An 18,776-nucleotide genomic window follows, 5' to 3' on the forward strand; every position below is an offset into this window, starting at 1 on the left:
GGCATGTCCGGCGCTGTCCCTCTCTCCGATAAACCTCATATTCCTGTTTTGCTGCGCCCATTGCTGGCTGCGGTGTCTCCGGTGTCCGGCGTTTGGTTGGACGGCACCTTTGGGGCAGGCGGATACACGCGCGGGTTGTTGGATACGGGGGCTGACAAGGTCATCGGCGTGGACCGTGATCCACTTGCCTTTGAAATGGCTGCGGATTGGGCCGGAGAGTATGGCGGCAGGCTGGTGATGCAGTCCGGTGTGTTCTCGCGGATGGACGAATACGCACAGGATCTGGACGGCGTTGTGCTGGACCTTGGTGTGTCTTCGATGCAGCTGGATCAGGCCGAACGTGGCTTTTCCTTCATGAAGGACGGCCCATTGGACATGCGGATGAGCCAGGAGGGTGAAAGCGCAGCGGATTTGATCAACGCGGCGAGTGAGGCGCAACTGGCTGATATCCTGTTCCATTTCGGAGAGGAGCGCGCAAGTCGTCGAATCGCCAAAGCCATCGTCAAGGCGCGGGCCGAAGACCCAATCACCACGACCTTGCGCCTGACCGGGATCATAGAATCCTGCCTGCCGCGACCCAAGCCGGGGCAATCTCACCCGGCGACGCGCAGCTTTCAAGGGCTGCGGATCGCTGTGAATGCCGAATATGAAGAGCTGTTTCAAGGATTGATGGCGGCGGAGAGGGTGTTAAAGCCTGGCGGGCAACTGGCCGTGGTGACCTTCCATTCCATCGAGGATCGGATGGTAAAGCGGTTCTTTCAGTCCCGCGCGGGCAAGACAGGGCGTGCGAACCGATATGCGCCCGAAATCGAGCAGGACCAGCCGCAATTCACGCTGAAGACCCGTAAGGCCGTAGGGCCGGATGAGCAGGAGTTGCAGGAAAACCCCCGCGCGCGCTCGGCCAAGCTGCGCGTGGCGATCCGAACCGAGGCACCATCAGGGGAAATTGAGGCCCGTGCGATTGGGATGCCGCAACTGGGGGGAAGGGCAAGATGAAGAGTATTTTGTATGTGTTGACCGCTCTGTCCGTTTTTGGATTGGCGCTGTGGGCCTATCAGGAAAACTACCGCACCCAGCAGGTGGTGAAGGAAACTCAGAAACTACAGCGCGAGATTGGCATGGCGCAGGTTCGGTTGGCTGTCCTGAACGCCGAATGGGCTTATCTGAACCGCCCCGACCGGCTGCGCGAATTGGCAGATTTGAACTTTGAACGTCTGGCTCTGCTGCCGCTGCGGGCAGAACAGTTTGGGCGTGCCGACCAGATTGCCTATGCCGAAGACCCCGATCTGCCCATTGTGGATCCTATTGAACTGCAGGCCATCACAGACATTCAGGCTTTGGGCGAGGTGCAGATTCCATGACTCGCACGCCGCTGCGCCCGCTGGCCCGAATCCTCGACGCTCGCGCCCGGGGCGAAAACCCCAAGGCGATCGAGCGGGAAAACATCCGTAAACGCCACGAAGACATGAAAGACCGCGCCCGCGCCCGCGCCGAAGGGCGCCTATTGGTGCTGGGGTTATTCTTCTTCTGCGCCTTCTCGGTTGTTGGCGTGCGCATGGGAATGCTGGCCACGTCCGAGGCGCAAGAGCCCGTGGCAAGTGCGCCGGGTGCGACCATTGCCATGCAGCGTGCCAATATCGTCGACCGCGAAGGGCGTATTCTGGCGACCAATCTGGACACTTATTCGGTCTACGCGCAGCCGCCGTTGATGATCGACCCGATTGCCGCTGCAGATCAGCTGGTGGCAATCTTCCCTGATCTGGACAAAGAGCGTTTGGTCAAGGATTTCACCAGTAAGCGCAAGTTCCTGTGGATCAAGAAACGTATCTCGCCCGAGCAGAAGCAGGCCGTCCATGACATCGGCGATCCGGGCATTCTGTTTGGTCCGCGCGAAATGCGTCTTTATCCCAACGGCAGGCTTGCCGCGCATATTCTGGGCGGGTCCGGTTTTGGTCGTGAAGGCGTCAGCGCTGCCGAAGTGATCGGTGTGGCAGGTGTAGAGAAACAGTTCGACGACTATCTGCGTGACCCGGCCAACGGCAACAAGCCGCTGCAATTGTCGCTGGACCTGACAATTCAGGCGGCTGTTGAACAGGTGCTGTATGGCGGCATGAAGATCATGAACGCCAAGGGCGCGTCGGCTGTTTTGATGAACGCGCATACGGGCGAGGTCGTGTCGGCTGCGTCTCTGCCTTCGTTTGATCCGAACGACCGCCCGCGCCCGCCGACTTCAGGTTTTGATCCATCAGACAGCCCGCTGTTCAACCGGTACGTGCAAGGTGTGTACGAACTGGGCTCGGTCTTCAAGATTTTCACTGCGGCGCAGGCTGTTCAGCTGGGGCTGGTGAATTCCAATACCATCATCGACACATCAGGTCCGATGAAGATCGGTCGCTTTCCCATTGGAGAGTTTAACGGCAAGAATTACGGCAAGATCAGTGTTGCGGATGTGATCGTACACAGCTCGAACCGGGGCACGGGACGTCTTGCCTTGCAGATTGGTGCGCAGCGGCAGCAGGAATTCCTGAATACGCTGGGCATGTTCGACCCGACACCGTTTGAAATTGTCGAGGCCAAGGGTGGGGTGCCGCTCAGGCCCAAGAAATGGGGTGAGCTGAGCACAGTGACCATTTCCTACGGCCATGGTCTATCGACCAGCCCGATGCATCTGGCCGCCGGGTACGCTGCCATTGCCAATGGCGGGCACTATGTCAGCCCGACCATTCTGCGCAAAAACGGCCCGCAATACGGCCCTCGCGTTTTGTCGGAAAACACCGCGCGCCAAGCACAGAAAATGCTGCGCAAGGTGGTAACAGACGGCACCGCCAGCTTTGCCGAGGTTAAGGGTTACGATGTGGCCGGCAAAACTGGTACGGCGGACAAGCCCAAGCCGCGCGGCGGGTATTACGATGACAAGGTCATCGCGACCTTTGCGACAATCTTCCCGGCCTATGATCCGAAATACGTTCTGATCGTCACGTTGGACGAGCCTTCGATCGTGGCATATGGCGAAAAGCGCCGCACTGCGGGCTGGACTGCCGTGCCGGTCGCCGCCGAACTTATTAGTCGCGTCGCGCCGTTGCTGGGCCTGCGTCCCCGGCTTGAGCCTGAGGCGGGCGCTGCTATAACGCTGACCTCAAACTAGGCTGTCCGGCAAGAGGTGGGTCATGGGCACAAGGACAAAGAAACTTAACCAACTGGCCCTGACTGCACGCGGGGGCGCAAACCCCGGCATTACAGGTCTGGCCGTCGACAGCCGCGAGGTGAAAGACGGCTTCCTGTTTGCGGCCCTTCCCGGCACGCGCGTTCATGGCGGCGAGTTCATCCAGTTTGCCCTGCGCATGGGGGCCGCTGCGATCCTGACCGATGCCGAAGGGGCCGCGATAGCTGAGGCCGAGCTGGATGAATCAGGCGCGGCACTGGTAGTGGTTGAAGACCCGCGTCAAGCGCTGGCCGGGGCAGCCGCATTGTGGTTTGGCGCACAACCGCGGACCATCGTCGCTGTTACCGGGACCAATGGTAAAACCTCTGTTTCCACGTTTGTGCGCCAAATCTGGGCCGAGCTGGGCCATGCCGCCGTGAATCTTGGCACCACCGGGGTCGAGGGAGCCTGGACCGCGCCGCTGGCCCACACCACACCCGAGCCGATCACCCTGCATCGCTGTCTGGCAGAGGCGGCTGAGAATGGCGTGACCCACGCCGCGATGGAGGCTTCGTCCCATGGTCTGGAACAGCGCCGTCTGGATGGTGTGCACCTGACAGCCGCAGGGTTTTCCAACTTCACTCAAGACCATCTGGACTATCACGAAACCTTCGAGGCGTATTTCGCCGCCAAGGCCGGTCTGTTCGACCGTGTGTTGTCGCAAGATGGTACAGCGGTGATCAATCTGAGCGACCCCAAAGGCGCTCAAGTCCAGCGGGTCGCAAAATCTCGGGGTCAATCGGTTCTGACCGTTGGTTTGGGTGACGCCGATTTATGCCTGATCAATCAACGGTTTGACGCCACCGGGCAGGACCTGCGGTTTTCCTGGCAGGGCCGAACGTTCCAGACCCGCCTGAACCTGATCGGTGGGTTCCAGGCGGAAAACATCCTGCTGGCCTGCGCGCTGGTCATCGCCGCAGGCGACAGCCCAGAGCAGGTTTTTGAAACCCTGCCGCATCTGACGACCGTGCGGGGGCGGATGCAACTGGCCGCAACGCGCGATAATGGTGCAACGGTTTTTGTGGATTACGCCCACACGCCCGACGCCGTGGCCACCGCCCTCAAGGCGCTGCGCCCGCATGTGATGGGGCGACTGATCGCTATAGTCGGGGCAGGCGGGGATCGAGACGCCACGAAACGACCTTTGATGGGCAAGGCGGCGGCCAACCATGCTGATGTGGTGTTTGTCACCGATGACAACCCGCGCAGTGAAGACCCTGCCGCCATCCGTGCGGCCGTCATGGAAGGTGCGCTTGAGGCCGCAGATCAGGCCAGTGTGACTGAGGTTGGCGACCGCGCCGAGGCTATTTTACGCGGCATCGACGCGCTGCAACCGGGCGATGCGCTGCTGATTGCTGGTAAGGGACATGAAACCGGCCAGATCGTCGGGGATCAGGTTCTGCCTTTTGATGACGTTGAACAGGCCAGCATCTCGGTCGCCGCGCTGGACGGGAGGGTCGCATGACGCTCTGGACAGCATCCGAGGCCGCTGAGGCTACTGGCGGTCAGGCTACAAGTGACTGGATTGCCAATGGTGTGTCCATTGATACGCGCACAATCCAGCCCGGCGATTTGTTCGTGGCGCTGAAAGCCGCGCGGGACGGTCATGATTTTGTGGCGCAGGCACTGGAAAAAGGCGCAGGGGCGGCGCTGGTTTCTCACATTCCCAAAGATGTCCCGGATGGGGCGCCTCTGCTGAAGGTTGATGACGTGCAGGCCGGTCTTGAAGCGTTGGGGCAGGCGGCACGAGCTAGAACTGATGCGCGCGTTTTGGGTGTGACGGGCAGCGTCGGCAAGACCTCGACCAAGGAAATGCTGGCGACGATCCTCGAAACACAAAGCAAAACCCACGCCAGCGTGGACAGCTATAACAACCATTGGGGCGTACCGCTGACTTTGGCGCGGATGCCGCGTGATACTGAGTTTGCCGTGATCGAGATCGGCATGAACCACCCAGGCGAGATTGCCCCGCTGGCAAAACAGGCCCGACCGCACGTGGCGCTGGTCACAACCGTGGCTGCGGTGCACTTGGAAGCCTTCGAGTCCGTCGCAGGCATCGCTCATGAGAAAGCGGCGATCTTCGAGGGGTTGGAACCCGGCGGAGCCGCGATCGTCAACGCAGATATAGAACACGCTGACATCCTGCGTCAGACTGCGCAGGATCACGGGGCCGGGATCGTCGATTTCGGCTGCAATGCAGCAGAATACCGGCTGACTGATGTGCAGCAAGGGGCCAACACAGTGAACGCCCAGGCAGTGGTCGGCGATCAACTCATCCGCTTTGAGGTCAACTCTGCCGGTACCCATTTTGCCATGAACGCGCTTGGGGCTCTGGCGGCATGCGTGGAACTGGGTGTCGATCTGGATCAAGCCATTTCGGGTCTGCGTGCGTGGTCGCCGGTCAAGGGTCGCGGTGTACGCGAAAGCTTGCCGCTGTCCGGGGGTGGTCAGATCGAACTTCTGGATGACAGCTATAACGCCAACCCAACCTCGATGGAGGCCGCGCTGGATGTCTTGGCCGCCTCGCAAGGTACCCGTCGCATCGCATTTCTGGGCGATATGAAAGAACTGGGCCCGCAAGAAGAGGTGATGCACGCCGCGATGGCGGACGCTGCAGCCATGGCACAGGTGGATCAGGTACATTGCATTGGACCGCTGATGCAGGCCCTGCACCAAGCGCTACCCGATGACAAACGCGGGCTCTGGTTCGAAACCAGTGCTGAGATGACCGAACACTTGCCCGCACTGATCCGCGATGGCGACACGGTGCTGGCAAAAGGCTCTCTCAGCATGACATTGGCTGCAATTGTTGACGGTCTGCGCAAAATGGGGCAAGGGAGCGCGCTTGATGGGTGATCGCGCCCAGACGCCGCGTGTAAGAAAGGTATTGTCATGCTGTATTGGTTGACCGCCCTGTCGGACGGTGGGGATTTCTGGAACCTCTTCCGCTATATCACCTTCCGCGCTGGCGGTGCCTTCATGACGGCGTTGATCTTTGGGTTCCTGTTCGGAAAACCCCTGATTAATGTGCTGCGAAAGAAACAAGGCAAAGGACAGCCGATCCGCGACGACGGTCCCGAAGGGCATTTTTCCAAGGCAGGTACGCCAACCATGGGCGGGCTGCTGATTGTCGGCGCGCTGGTGACGTCGACCCTGATCTGGGCGCGTTGGGACAATCCTTATGTCTGGATGGTGCTGTTTGTGACCTTGGCTTATGCGGCTATCGGATTTGCGGATGATTACGCCAAAGTGTCGAAACAGAATACCAAGGGCGTTTCGGGCAAGATGCGTCTGGCACTGGGCGTCATTATTGCAGTTCTGGCCTCGCTCTGGGCGTCGCTGCATCATCCTGAAGCACTTCAGAACCAACTGGCGGTGCCGGTGTTCAAGGACACTCTGGTCAATCTGGGACTTTTCTACATCCCGTTCACGGTCGTCGTGATCGTGGGGGCCGCCAATGCGGTGAACCTGACCGACGGTCTGGATGGGCTGGCCATCATGCCCGCGATGATTGCCGCGACGACCCTTGGGATCATTGCTTATGCGGTCGGGCGCGTTGACTTCACCGAATATCTAGACGTGCACTACGTGCCTGGAACCGGCGAGATTCTGATTTTCACGGCTGCCCTGTTCGGAGGCGGTTTGGGCTTTTTGTGGTACAACGCCCCACCCGCGGCGGTGTTCATGGGCGACACCGGATCGCTGGCCTTGGGCGGCGCCTTGGGCGCAATCGCCGTGGCCACCAAGCACGAGCTGGTTCTGGCCGTGGTCGGAGGTCTGTTCGTGGTCGAGGCGCTGAGCGTGATCATTCAGGTTCTCTACTTCAAGCGCACCGGAAAGCGGGTCTTTCTGATGGCCCCGATCCATCACCACTATGAGAAAAAAGGTTGGGCCGAGCCAACTATCGTAATCCGCTTCTGGATCATCTCGCTGATCCTGGCGATGATCGGTCTGGCAACGCTGAAAGTGCGCTAAGAAGGAGCCATTGAATGCACCTCGATTTCACAGACTCCACCAGAGACGAAGGCCGGATTGCGAATTTTTTCCGTGGATTTGGCGGCACGTTCGGTCTTGCCTTGGCGACGCTCTGGTTTTTTGAGAAAGCTGAGTTTTCGAAACTGGGTGCTCTGCACTTTGTTTGCGGTGTCGTATTTGCCATGTGCACGTTGACAGTTGCTGCTTATGCATATGACAGTCTTCTGAAAGCGATCACACAAGGTAAAAGCCTTGAGAACCACTTTATTAATTACTTCGGTCGGAGACTTCTTCTTGTTTCCGTTTTTGTGATTGCGACCTTTGCAATTGTCTGCACCAGATATCACGGGTCTTGAACAAATGATCCCGGTCAAAGGCTTTTCAGGACAAAAAGTGGCCGTTCTGGGGCTGGGCCGGTCCGGCTTGGCCACAGCTCGCGCCTTGCACGCAGGTGGGGCAGAACCGGTCTGCTGGGATGACAACCCAGCGGCCCGTGATACCGCCGAGGAAGAAGGCTTCATCTGCGCTGACCTGCGAAAGCATGGGGCGTTTGACGACATCGCGTCGCTGATCGTCTCACCGGGCATTCCACATCTCTATCCTGAACCGAACCTCGTGGTGGCCGCAGCCTTGGACGCAGGCGTGCCGGTGGACAATGACATCGGCCTGTTCTTCCGTTCGTTCGCGGGGTCGGAATGGAACAACTACGACACGCCTCCGCGCGTGATCGCGGTGACGGGATCGAATGGAAAATCAACCACTGCCGCGCTGATCCATCACATTCTGACCGAGGCGGGGCGCGAGGCGCAGTTGGCAGGCAATATCGGGCGCGGGGTTCTGGATATCGATCCGGGCGGTAACGGGTCGGTCGTGGTGCTGGAACTTTCCAGCTATCAGACGGAACTGGCCCGCGCGCTGACCCCCGATGTGGCGGTGTTTACCAATCTCTCGCCCGACCATCTGGACCGTCATGGTGGGATGGGGGGCTACTTCGCGGCCAAACGGCGCCTCTTTGCCGAAGGCGGACCGGATCGTGCGATCATCGGCATTGACGAAACCGAGGGCGCATTTCTGGCGGGACAACTGGCCGAAGGGCCAGCGGATGACCGGGTGATCCGTGTCTCGGTCGCGCGCAAACTGACCGGTCCGGGTTGGCAGGTTTTTGCCCGCAAGGGCTTCCTGTCGGAATACCGCAAAGGGCGGCAGGCAGGCTCAATCGACCTGCGCATGATCAAGGGCCTGCCGGGTGCGCATAACCATCAGAACGCTTGTGCTGCTTATGCCGCCTGCCGCTCGCTGGGCCTTGCCCCGCGCGTGATCGAGGATGCGCTGCACTCCTATCCGGGCCTACCACACCGCAGCCAGATCATTGCCGAGGCGGATGGGGTCACTTACGTCAACGACTCCAAGGCGACCAATGTCGACAGCGCTTTGAAAGCGCTGACCGCGTTCAAGAATATCCGTTGGATTTGCGGTGGGCTTGAGAAAGAGGGCGGTATCTCAGCCCTGAACGCGGCAGCGGACCGGGTCATCAAGGCTTATGTGATTGGTCGCGAAGCGGCTGGTTTTGCGATGCAGCTTGATGCTGACGCGCAGGTTTGTACCACGATGGAGGCCGCCGTGTCGCAGGCGATGAAGGATGCCGAAGCGGGTGACACCGTGTTGCTGGCGCCGGCAGCGGCCAGCTTCGATCAGTATGACAACTTCGAACAGCGCGGTGATGACTTTGTCACCGAGGTTCGAAAAAGGGTGTAGCCGACCTCTGGTTGCAAATGACCGCCGGTTGAGGGAAGCTGGCGGTCTATCAGCTTGACGCGCCATGATTATTGGTTTTTGCCTTGCAGAGTTTCAAAACGAGGTCATGACTATGCCATTTCGTAAACTTTCTATGATCCTGCCTGCCATCCTGGTGGCTGGGGCGTGCACCAACACCGGTGCCAATTACCAACCTATTGTCGATGGTCCAATTGGTCCGAACTACAATGTTGATCTGCAGCAGTGTCAGCAACTGGCCGCGTCGCAGGCGTCCGTTGATGGATCCACGGCTGGGAACGCTGCCATCGGTGCGGCGGGTGCGGCTGCCGTCACCGGAATCGTTCAGGACAGCAGCGACAATCTGGGTCGTGCAGCTGTTGCAGGCGCGCTTGTGGGTGCCGGTGCGGACGTGATCAACAAGAACCAGAACAAAGAAGTCATCGTGCGCAACTGTATGCGCGGTCGCGGGTATAACGTCGTCGGCTAAGGCCGCGCGATCTCAGGTGTCGGCTAAGGCCGCGCTATCGGAAGTGTCGTTTAGCTTTTGGCGGCAATGGCAATACCAGCAGCATGGCCCGAGGACCATGCCCACTGGAAATTGTAGCCGCCCAACCAGCCGGTGACATCCACCGCTTCGCCAATCGCATAGAGGCCAGGGGCATCCTTGGCCTCCATCGTTTTTGAGGACAGGTCGTCGGTGTCGATCCCGCCCAGTGTCACCTCAGCCGTGCGATACCCTTCGGTTCCTGACGGCACCAGCCGCCAGTCCGCCAAAGACGCAGCCAATGCAGACAGTTTTGTGTCCGATTGGTCGGCCAGGTTCCCGGACATGGGAATGACCTGACGAAGATGGTCGACTAGACGCGCAGGCAAGTGGCGCGCCAGCTCTGTTGTCAACGCCTTGCGGCCCGCGCTCTGTCGTTGGGTTCGCAGAAGGTCGAACAGCGGCAGTTCGGGGATCAGGTTCACCCGGATCGTTTCGCCTTCGTTCCAGTAAGACGACAGCTGCAACACCGACGGCCCGCTCAGGCCGCGATGCGTGAACAGCAGCGCCTCGTCAAAGCTGGTGCGGTCGTTTGACAGACGAGCGGCCAGGGAAACACCGGACAGGTCCTTGAACCGACCATCCGAAAAGGTGAACGGTACCAGCGCGGCGCGCGTATCGGTCATGCGCAAGCCGAACTGCCCGGCAATGTCATAGGCCAACCCGGTCGCGCCCATCTTGGGGATTGATTTGCCGCCCGTGGCCAGCACCAGATTGGCACAGGTCAGGTGTTGGCGTTGTCCCTCACGTTCTACCTCCAGCGCAAATCCGCCTTCCTGTTTGCGAAGATCCCTTAGCGAGGTCTGCACCCACAGCTCGGCTCCTGCATTGCCCATCTCGTCCAGCAACATCTGGATGATCTGTTTCGAAGACCCGTCGCAGAACAATTGCCCCAAAGTTTTCTCGTGCCATGCGATGTTGTGCCGATCGACCAGATCGATGAAGTCCCATTGGGTATAGCGCGCCAACGCGGATTTGCAGAAATGCGGGTTCTGCGACAGGAAGTTGCCGGGCCCCGCATACATATTGGTAAAGTTGCAGCGCCCACCGCCCGAGATGCGAATTTTCTCACCCGGTGCCTTGGCGTGATCGATCACCAGCACGCGTCCGCCGCAATGGGCCGCGCACATCATGCCGGCTGCCCCGGCGCCAAGGATGATCGTGTCATAGGTCATGGGCGGGGGATGGCTTGGATTGGTTCGGATGGCAAGAGGCAGCACACTGGCAGACCCGGCGTCAGTTCATCAGAAGCGACAACCTTGTGGTAAACTCGTTTCACGAAGGACCCCAAATCTGTCTATTGCATAGGAGCGTCCCGCAATGATCATGCGCATTTTCCAAGTCACGGTGCGACCCGGTAAAGAGGCCGAATTCTCGAAATTCTTCCGCGAGACCGCGATACCCCTGATGCAAAACACCGAAGGTATCGTGCAGGTTCTGCCGGGCGCGCCGCGCTCGGATTCGCCGCGCGAATTCAGTTTTGTCATGGTTTGGAACAGCCTGGACGCGCTGAAAGCATTCGTCGGCGAGGATTACACAAGCCCGCATATCGATCCCGCTGAAGCTGAACTGGTCGAAGCCAGAACCATCAAGCACTACGATCTTGTTGGTTCGTGATCCAAGACTCTGTTGAAGTTCAATTGCCAGTTTTCAGATCATTGCTCCTGGGGGTAATTTTGGCAATGGCTCTGTCATCCTACTAGCCCAAACGCAAAATACCCTGTAAACTCTCAATCAGATCCCGAAAACGGGACGTGAACGAGGCAGAGAGTGGCGGTATCTCATGACTGAGATGGTGTATGGCGCGGTCCAGGACCAGCGCGGAGAACCGATTCTACCGAAGTGGTGGCGTACAATTGATCGCTGGACGATGTCCTGCGTTCTGATTCTTTTTACCATCGGGTTGTTGCTGGGGCTGGCCTCATCCCCTCCGCTGGCTGGGCGCAACGGGTTCGATCCTTTCCATTATGTCGAGCGTCAGGCCATCTTCGGCGGATTGGCGCTGATCGCGATGTTGCTGACATCGATGATGTCTCCGACCTTGGTGCGGCGTTTGGCCGTTCTTGGGTTTCTGGCGTCATTTGTGGCACTGGTCTTTCTGCCGGTCTTCGGGACCGACTTTGGTAAGGGCGCAGTGCGCTGGTATTCGCTGGGCTTCGCCTCGCTGCAGCCGTCCGAGTTCTTGAAGCCCGGTTTCATTGTCGTGGCCGCGTGGCTGTTGGCTGCCTCGCAACAGATTAACGGCCCTCCGGGGCGGATTTGGTCCTTTGCACTGTGTATGGCGATTGTCGGGATGCTGGTGATGCAGCCCGATTTCGGTCAGGCCTGCCTGATCCTGTTCGGTTGGGGTGTGATGTATTTTGTGGCGGGGGCCCCGATGCTTCTGCTCGTCGGCATGGCAGGGGCGGTCGTATTGGGCGGTATGTTTGCCTATTCAAACTCCGAACACTTCGCCCGCCGCATCGATGGCTTCCTGAACCAAGAGGTCGATCCGACCACCCAGTTGGGCTATGCCACCAATGCCATCCGCGAAGGCGGGCTGTTCGGTGTTGGCGTGGGTGAGGGGCAGGTGAAATGGTCTCTGCCCGATGCCCATACCGACTTCATCATTGCGGTTGCGGCCGAGGAATATGGCCTGATCCTGGTGCTGATCATCATTGCGGTGTACTCACTGATCGTGGTGCGGTCTCTGCTTCGCCTGATGCGCGAACGCGACATGTTCATCCGACTGGCAGGCACTGGTCTGGCCTGCATGTTTGGGGTTCAGGCGATGATCAATATGGGTGTCGCCGTGCGCCTGTTGCCCGCCAAGGGCATGACGTTGCCGTTTGTCAGCTATGGCGGGTCGTCCCTGATTGCGGGCGGCATTGCCATTGGCATGTTACTGGCCTTCACCCGAACCCGCCCTCAAGGCGAACTTGGCGATATTTTACGCGGACGAGGATAATGGGGAGCCCTTACCTGTTGATTGCGGCTGGCGGAACCGGGGGCCACATGTTCCCCGCTCAGGCCTTGGCCGAGGCTTTGCTGCAGAAGGGCTGGCGGGTGCGCCTGTCCACCGATCCACGCGGTGCGCGTTATACAGGTGGCTTCCCGGATGCGACCGAGATTACCGAGGTGTCCTCGGCTACCTTCGCGCGCGGCGGTTTGGCAGCCAAGGCGCTGGTCGGCCCAAAGATCGTGGGCGGTGTAACCAGCATGGCGTTCCAGATGATGCGTGATAAGCCCGACGTGGTTGTTGGGTTTGGCGGGTATCCGTCGATCCCTGCGTTGGGCGCGGCAACACTGCTAAAGATCCCACGCATGATCCACGAACAGAACGGTGTGTTGGGCCGTGTGAACAAGCTTTTCGCCACCCGAGTTGCGCAGGTTGCATGCGGTGTCTGGCCAACGGACTTGCCCGAAGGGGCACAGGGCGTCCACACCGGCAACCCGGTGCGCGCCGCCGTACTGGACCGCGCTGCCGCCGGATACATCCCGCCCGGCGACTACCCGATGTCGATTTTGGTCATGGGGGGCTCACAAGGCGCGCGTATCCTGAGCGACGTGGTGCCCGAGGCCATTGCCGCCTTGCCTGAAAACATCCGTAACCACATCCGTGTTTCGCATCAGGCGCGGGATGAGGACAGTGCGCGCGTCACAGCGTTCTACAATGATCATGGCATTCGCGCCGAAGTTCAGACCTTTTTCGCTGACGTGCCCCGTCGCATGTCGGATGCACAGTTGGTGATCTCGCGCTCGGGCGCGTCCAGTGTTGCCGATATCTCTGTCATTGGGCGACCTTCGATCCTGGTCCCGTTTGCCGCCGCCGCCGGAGATCACCAAACCGCCAATGCGCGCGGACTGGTACAGGCTGGCGGTGCGATCATGGTCCCCGAAAACGCCCTTGACGTTCACGCATTGACGCAGCAAATCACCACGGTTCTGACCAACCCCGAAGCCGCACAGAAAATGGCCCATGCCGCCCTTTCGACCGGTGCCGCCGACGCGACCGAGCGTCTGGTGCATCTTGTCGAACAACTGGTGCAGAAGGAGACCGCATGAATCCTGCAACCAAACTGCCGCAAGACGTAGGACCGATTCACTTTGTTGGGATCGGAGGGATCGGGATGTCCGGGATCGCCGAGGTTCTTCTCAATTTGGGGTACCGGGTGCAGGGCTCGGACCTCAAGACTTCCAAGATCACCGACCGCTTGGCAGGTTTGGGCGCAGAGATTTTTGTCGGGCAACGGGCCGAAAACCTGGAAAACGCCGCCGTTGTGGTCGTCTCGACCGCGATCAAACCGGGCAACCCGGAACTGGATGAAGCGCGCGCGCAAGGGCTGCCCGTCGTTCGCCGGGCCGACATGCTGGCCGAATTGATGCGCTTGCGCTCGAACATCGCCATTGCCGGCACGCACGGCAAGACCACCACAACCACGATGATGGCGGAACTCATGGTGGCGGGGGATTTCGACCCGACTGTAATCAATGGCGGCATCATCCACGCCTATGGCTCGAATGCACGCATGGGGCAGGGCGAATGGATGGTGGTTGAGGCGGACGAGTCTGACGGCTCGTTCAACCGTCTGCCCGCCACCATCGCCATCGTCACCAATATCGACCCCGAGCATATGGAGCACTGGGGCGATTTCGACAGATTGCGGGACGGTTTCCACGAGTTTGTTTCGAACCTGCCATTCTATGGCCTCGCTGTCTGCTGCACTGACCATGCCGAGGTTCAGGCTCTGGTTGGTCGTATCGCCGACCGCCGCGTGCGCACCTATGGGTTCAACGCACAGGCCGACGTGCGGGCGGAAAACCTGACCTACAAGGGCGGTGTCGCCCATTTCGACATTCACCTGCAATACGAAGACAAGGTGATCGAAGGCTGCACCCTGCCGATGCCCGGTGATCATAACGTCTCGAACGCGCTGTCTGCTGTGGCCGTTGCGCGCCATCTGGGTATGAAAGCGACTGAGATTCGCGAGGCCCTGGCCAATTTTGGCGGGGTCAATCGGCGCTTCACCAAGGTTGGAGAAGTTGACGGTGTCACCATCATCGATGACTACGGCCATCATCCGGTCGAAATCGCAGCTGTCCTAAAGGCTGCGCGCCAAGCGACCGAAGGCCGCGTCATCGCTGTTCACCAACCTCACCGCTACTCACGTCTGTCCAACCTGTTCGACGATTTCTGCACCTGCTTTAACGACGCCGATGTCGTGGCCATCGCTGAAATCTTCGCGGCTGGTGAAGAGCCGATCGAAGGGGCCTCCCGCGACGATCTGGTGCAGGGGTTGATCCGCCATGGCCACCGCCACGCACGGGCGCTGTTGGACGAAAACGATCTTGAGCGTTTGGTGCGGGAACAGGCCCGTCCAGGAGACATGGTCGTTTGCCTCGGGGCCGGTACGATCAGCGCCTGGGCCAATGCTCTGCCCGAGAGACTGTTAAGAAAACAAGCTGTTTGACATTCCGGTCCATTGGTGTGCAACCATAGGGTGAACCAACCTGCTACCCGCCATCACCGACCTTAGGAGGGGAAATGGATTATTCCGTAATCTTTGCGGCCCTCTGGGTGATCTGTGCGACCGTTGTGGCGATGCTGCCGATGCGGCTGCAATTCCCTCCGGGGATCGTCCTTTTGATCTGCGCGCCGGTTCTGATCGTTTGGTTGGGATATGGCCATGGCTGGGTTTGGTCTGTTCTTGCCTTTGGTGGCTTCGTGTCGATGTTCCGCAACCCGATCCGCTATTACTGGCGCAAATGGACGGGCCGAGAGGTGGCAGAATGAGCTGGTCCCTCGCTCTGGCCGCTCTTTGGGGCTTGTCTGCCAATATCCTTGCGATGATCCCCAGCAAGGATAACCACTGGACACGGGCTTACATCCTGATCGCCGTGGGAATCCCGATCCTGGGCTATGTCACATACCAGCACGGCCCGTGGATCGGCCTGTTGGTGCTGGGGATGGGCATGTCCATGCTGCGCTGGCCGATGATTTACCTGACCCGTTGGACAAAGACAAAAATGCAGGGCATGAAGGCGGCCAGTAAGTAACGGTCGTTTTCAGGAGGCTCCATGGTCGACATCGCCACTTTCGCTTATCTGCCGCTCATTTCTTTGATCCTTGGCGCTGTTGCCGGGTTTGTTGCCGGGCGTTGGATCGGAATCAGGGGTTTGTTATGGCTCATCGGCCTGACCTCGGCTGGTGCCTTGGTGCTGATCGTAATGCTGGCGGGCGTCGGAACAGGTGAAGAGGAACAGGCATTCGGACCCTTCGTCTGGCTGACCGGCTCGGTCCTGCCCTTCCTGCTTGCTGTGATCGCCGGCGGCGTTGGCGGGCGCGGGCTGGCCGCAAAGTCAAACGCATGAGCAACCTGCCTGAAGTTCGGGGGCGCCTGAACTCGGCACGCCCGCTGAACGACCTCACCTGGCTGCGTGTTGGCGGCCCGGCGGACTACCTGTTCCAACCTGCCGACCTCGAAGACCTGCAGGCGTTTCTGCGAGATCTTCCGTCAGATGTTCCTGTCTTCCCAATGGGGGTTGGTTCGAACCTGATCGTGCGGGATGGTGGCCTGCGCGCGGTGGTGATCCGGTTGGGGCGCGGGTTCAACAGGATTGAGGTCGACGGAACCACCGTCACGGCCGGGTCTGCCGCGCTGGATGCCCATGTGGCACGCAAGGCAGCGGATGCGGGGGTGGACCTTACGTTTCTGAGGACCATTCCCGGCTCGATCGGTGGGGCAGTGCGGATGAACGCGGGATGCTATGGCAGCTACACGGCGGATGTGCTGCAAAAGGCCACCATTGTCACAAGGTGCGGTGAGGTTCTGAACCTCACGCCGGGTGACCTGAATTTCCGCTATCGACAAACAGACCTGCCGGAAGGAGCAGTGTTAGTTTCCGCCACGTTTGAAGGCCCGTCGGGCAATCCCGAAGACCTCCATGCCCGCATGGAAGCGCAGCTGAAAAAGCGCGACGAAACCCAGCCGACCAAGGACCGCAGCGCAGGGTCGACCTTTCGCAACCCGGCGGGGTTTTCCTCGACGGGTCAGGCGGATGACGTGCATGATCTTAAGGCGTGGAAAGTGATCGACGATGCAGGGATGCGTGGCGCGACGCTTGGCGGTGCGCAGATGAGTCCCAAACACTCGAATTTCCTGATCAATACCGGCACCGCCACCGCAGCTGACCTTGAGGGTCTGGGTGAAGAAGTGCGAAAAAAGGTTTACGAAACAAGCGGCATCACGCTAGAGTGGGAAATCATGCGGGTCGGAGATCCGCTGAAAGAATAAAGCCCCAACCGTCAGACCAATAACAGGCAAATTCAGGCGACGGATCAAAGGCATAAACGCAGTACGGACCAAGACATAAGGTCCGGGGACATTGAGGCGCACGTTGGGTATGTCGAGCAGGACAAACCCCAAAGTGGTGGTATTGATGGGTGGACCCTCGGCGGAACGCGAGGTGTCTCTCAGTTCTGGGCGCGAATGCGCAGCCGCCCTTGTGGGAGAAGGTTTTGAAGTGGTCGAGCTGGACGCAGGTCCCGACCTCTATGCGCGCCTTTTGGACATCAAGCCGGATGTGGTTTTCAATGCCCTGCATGGCCGCTGGGGTGAAGACGGTTGTGTGCAGGGTCTGCTGGAATGGATGCGGATTCCCTATACGCACTCTGGCGTGCTGGCCTCGGCCCTGGCGATGGACAAACAGCGTAGCAAGGAAGTGTATCAGGCCGTAGGGCTGCCCGTAGTTCCCAGTGTGATCGTTCCGAAAACTGCAGTGATCGAAGCGCACGTGCTGGAACCGCCTTACGTGGCCAAGCCGAACAACGAAGGCTCCAGCGTCGGCATCTACATCGTGCACGAAAACGCTAACGGCCCGCCGCAATTGTCTGAAGACATGCCCGATCAGATCATGGTCGAAAAATACGTGGCAGGGCGCGAACTGACCGTGACCGTGATGGGCGACCGCGCCCTGACCGTGACCGAGATCATGATTGATGGCGGTTGGTACGATTATGATGCCAAGTACAAGCCCGGCGGGTCTTGGCATGTGCTGCCCGCTGATATCCCGCAAGACATCTTCGACCGCTGCATGGACTACGCAGGGCGGGCGCATGACGCCCTGGGATGTAAGGGCGTCAGCCGTACCGATTTTCGGTGGGATGACAGCATGGGCGCTGATGGTCTGTTTCTGCTGGAGACCAACACTCAACCCGGCATGACGCCTACATCGCTGGCCCCGGAACAGGCCGCCCATCTGGGCATGACATTCGGCCAGCTTTGCGCCTGGATGGTGGAGGACGCCACATGCGACCGCTGACCGCCAGCCGTTCGTTGGAAATCCATCGGTCCAAACCCCTTTCGGGGCCGGATGCTGATTTCGCCTCGGCGGACACAGAACCGCATGAGACCGAGCCGCTTTTGCGCCTGCGTGGGGCACGGGTGTTTTCACGCACTGCGCGCCGCAGCGATCCGGCGCCTTCGCGTCTCAGCTATCGGCTCCAGCGATGGATGCTGACGCCGGGCATTCGCATGGGCGTCAAAGTGGGCCTGCCGCTCTGCGCCGTTGCGGCAGCCGTTGGGCTTTACTTCGCCTCGGAAGAGCGCCGCGAGGCTGTCATGGCCTTTGCCGCCGATATCCGCACCTCGATTCAGGACCGCCCCGAATTCATGGTCAATCTGATGGCCATCGATGGGGCAGGGACCAGCCTGTCCGAGGATATTCGCGAGGTCGTGCCTCTGGATTTCCCGATCAGTTCCTGGGATCTGGACGTCGAGCATATGCGCGACACGATCACTGGGCTGGACCCGGTGAAATCCGCAACCGTGCGCATCCGCCCGGGCGGCATCCTGCAAGTGGATGTGGTCGAGCGGCAACCCGTGATCGTCTGGCGCACCCGCGATGGGTTGGAACTGCTGGATGAAACCGGAGCCCATGTCAAGGAAACCCCCTCGCGCAAGGATCATGTTGACCTGCCGTTGATTGCGGGCAGGGGCGCGGATGCCCATGTGGCTGAAGCGCTCGAGCTCTTCCGGACTTCGCGCAGCCTGGGCAATCGCGTGCGCGGGCTTGTACGTGTGGGCGAGCGGCGCTGGGATCTGGTTCTGGACCGCGGTCAGCGCATCATGCTGCCGACCGACCGCCCGGTGCGCGCGCTGGAGCGCGTGCTTGCTGTGAACGAAGTGCAGGACCTTCTGGAACGCGACGTGGCCGTGGTGGATATGCGCCTTGGCCAGCGTCCAACCATCCGAATGACCAAAGCCGCCAGCGAAGACTGGTGGAATACAAAAGTGAATGTGAGTAACGGGCAGTAACGAC

General features: G+C 59.9%; 20 protein-coding genes. 19 read left to right on the forward strand and 1 reads right to left on the reverse strand.

Annotation, left to right across the window (positions count from 1 at the left end; all coding sequences use genetic code 11):
- The first annotated feature begins 3 nt into the window (after positions 1 to 3).
- The 9 genes from rsmH (at position 4) to AC2FLD_RS05155 (ending at position 9,419) form a co-directional block, all read left to right on the forward strand.
- Complete coding sequence (rsmH, locus tag AC2FLD_RS05115; protein ID WP_496667790.1) at positions 4 to 996, forward strand: 16S rRNA (cytosine(1402)-N(4))-methyltransferase RsmH; 993 nt, start codon at positions 4 to 6, stop codon at positions 994 to 996.
- Positions 993 to 1,361, forward strand: a complete 369-nt coding sequence (ftsL, locus tag AC2FLD_RS05120; RefSeq protein ID WP_496667791.1) for a cell division protein FtsL — start codon at positions 993 to 995, stop codon at positions 1,359 to 1,361. Before rsmH ends, ftsL begins: the two co-directional genes overlap by 4 nt.
- Positions 1,358 to 3,145 (forward strand): peptidoglycan D,D-transpeptidase FtsI family protein, encoded by a 1,788-nt coding sequence (locus tag AC2FLD_RS05125; RefSeq protein WP_496667792.1) that lies wholly within the window; start codon positions 1,358 to 1,360, stop codon positions 3,143 to 3,145. The genes ftsL and AC2FLD_RS05125 overlap by 4 nt, the downstream gene beginning before the upstream one ends.
- 22 nt (positions 3,146 to 3,167) lie before the next feature.
- Entirely contained in the window at positions 3,168 to 4,667 is a 1,500-nt protein-coding gene (locus AC2FLD_RS05130) for a UDP-N-acetylmuramoyl-L-alanyl-D-glutamate--2,6-diaminopimelate ligase (RefSeq protein ID WP_496667793.1), read from the forward strand.
- A complete protein-coding gene (locus AC2FLD_RS05135; protein WP_496667794.1) occupies positions 4,664 to 6,058 on the forward strand; it encodes a UDP-N-acetylmuramoyl-tripeptide--D-alanyl-D-alanine ligase in 1,395 nt (464 codons plus the stop codon). Before AC2FLD_RS05130 ends, AC2FLD_RS05135 begins: the two co-directional genes overlap by 4 nt.
- 36 nt (positions 6,059 to 6,094) lie before the next feature.
- The gene (gene mraY / locus AC2FLD_RS05140) at positions 6,095 to 7,177 is read left to right on the forward strand and encodes a phospho-N-acetylmuramoyl-pentapeptide-transferase (RefSeq protein WP_050602846.1); all 1,083 of its coding nucleotides are present in this window, start codon (positions 6,095 to 6,097) and stop codon (positions 7,175 to 7,177) included.
- Positions 7,178 to 7,191: 14 nt separating this feature from the next.
- A complete protein-coding gene (locus AC2FLD_RS05145) occupies positions 7,192 to 7,533 on the forward strand; it encodes a hypothetical protein (protein WP_496667795.1) in 342 nt (113 codons plus the stop codon).
- A gap of 4 nt (positions 7,534 to 7,537) precedes the next feature.
- Positions 7,538 to 8,932: a UDP-N-acetylmuramoyl-L-alanine--D-glutamate ligase gene (gene murD, locus AC2FLD_RS05150; protein WP_496667796.1), complete on the forward strand. Its 1,395-nt coding sequence runs from the start codon at positions 7,538 to 7,540 to the stop codon at positions 8,930 to 8,932.
- A gap of 112 nt (positions 8,933 to 9,044) precedes the next feature.
- Positions 9,045 to 9,419 (forward strand): glycine zipper family protein, encoded by a 375-nt coding sequence (locus AC2FLD_RS05155; RefSeq protein WP_253276814.1) that lies wholly within the window; start codon positions 9,045 to 9,047, stop codon positions 9,417 to 9,419.
- A gap of 50 nt (positions 9,420 to 9,469) precedes the next feature.
- On the opposite strand, the gene AC2FLD_RS05160 is transcribed toward AC2FLD_RS05155, so the two are convergent.
- Positions 9,470 to 10,651: a BaiN/RdsA family NAD(P)/FAD-dependent oxidoreductase gene (locus AC2FLD_RS05160; RefSeq protein ID WP_496667991.1), complete on the reverse strand. Its 1,182-nt coding sequence runs from the start codon at positions 10,649 to 10,651 to the stop codon at positions 9,470 to 9,472.
- Between the two features lie 145 nt (positions 10,652 to 10,796).
- Here AC2FLD_RS05160 and AC2FLD_RS05165 point away from each other — a divergent pair, with 145 nt between their 5' ends.
- From AC2FLD_RS05165 to AC2FLD_RS05210, 10 genes are all read left to right on the forward strand, one after another.
- Positions 10,797 to 11,093, forward strand: coding sequence for a putative quinol monooxygenase (locus AC2FLD_RS05165; RefSeq protein WP_496667797.1), 297 nt, complete (start codon positions 10,797 to 10,799; stop codon positions 11,091 to 11,093).
- A gap of 166 nt (positions 11,094 to 11,259) precedes the next feature.
- The gene (gene ftsW / locus AC2FLD_RS05170) at positions 11,260 to 12,423 is read left to right on the forward strand and encodes a putative lipid II flippase FtsW (protein ID WP_050602841.1); all 1,164 of its coding nucleotides are present in this window, start codon (positions 11,260 to 11,262) and stop codon (positions 12,421 to 12,423) included.
- Complete coding sequence (locus AC2FLD_RS05175) at positions 12,423 to 13,520, forward strand: UDP-N-acetylglucosamine--N-acetylmuramyl-(pentapeptide) pyrophosphoryl-undecaprenol N-acetylglucosamine transferase (RefSeq protein ID WP_496667798.1); 1,098 nt, start codon at positions 12,423 to 12,425, stop codon at positions 13,518 to 13,520. The genes ftsW and AC2FLD_RS05175 overlap by 1 nt, the downstream gene beginning before the upstream one ends.
- Entirely contained in the window at positions 13,517 to 14,926 is a 1,410-nt protein-coding gene (gene murC, locus AC2FLD_RS05180) for a UDP-N-acetylmuramate--L-alanine ligase (RefSeq protein ID WP_496667799.1), read from the forward strand. Before AC2FLD_RS05175 ends, murC begins: the two co-directional genes overlap by 4 nt.
- A gap of 74 nt (positions 14,927 to 15,000) precedes the next feature.
- Entirely contained in the window at positions 15,001 to 15,249 is a 249-nt protein-coding gene (locus AC2FLD_RS05185) for a DUF2484 family protein (RefSeq protein ID WP_050602838.1), read from the forward strand.
- The gene (locus tag AC2FLD_RS05190) at positions 15,246 to 15,512 is read left to right on the forward strand and encodes a DUF2484 family protein (RefSeq protein WP_050602837.1); all 267 of its coding nucleotides are present in this window, start codon (positions 15,246 to 15,248) and stop codon (positions 15,510 to 15,512) included. The genes AC2FLD_RS05185 and AC2FLD_RS05190 overlap by 4 nt, the downstream gene beginning before the upstream one ends.
- 21 nt (positions 15,513 to 15,533) lie before the next feature.
- Positions 15,534 to 15,827 (forward strand): hypothetical protein, encoded by a 294-nt coding sequence (locus AC2FLD_RS05195; protein WP_050602836.1) that lies wholly within the window; start codon positions 15,534 to 15,536, stop codon positions 15,825 to 15,827.
- Positions 15,824 to 16,750 (forward strand): UDP-N-acetylmuramate dehydrogenase, encoded by a 927-nt coding sequence (gene murB / locus AC2FLD_RS05200; protein WP_496667800.1) that lies wholly within the window; start codon positions 15,824 to 15,826, stop codon positions 16,748 to 16,750. The genes AC2FLD_RS05195 and murB overlap by 4 nt, the downstream gene beginning before the upstream one ends.
- Positions 16,751 to 16,859: 109 nt before the next feature.
- Positions 16,860 to 17,777 carry a D-alanine--D-alanine ligase gene (locus AC2FLD_RS05205; RefSeq protein WP_496667801.1) on the forward strand — a complete coding sequence of 306 codons (918 nt, stop codon included), beginning with the start codon at positions 16,860 to 16,862 and terminating at the stop codon, positions 17,775 to 17,777.
- Complete coding sequence (locus AC2FLD_RS05210; RefSeq protein ID WP_496667802.1) at positions 17,765 to 18,772, forward strand: cell division protein FtsQ/DivIB; 1,008 nt, start codon at positions 17,765 to 17,767, stop codon at positions 18,770 to 18,772. Before AC2FLD_RS05205 ends, AC2FLD_RS05210 begins: the two co-directional genes overlap by 13 nt.
- The last annotated feature ends 4 nt before the right edge of the window (positions 18,773 to 18,776 follow it).

It is taken from the genome of Ruegeria sp. CDSA021, from assembly GCF_059612325.1.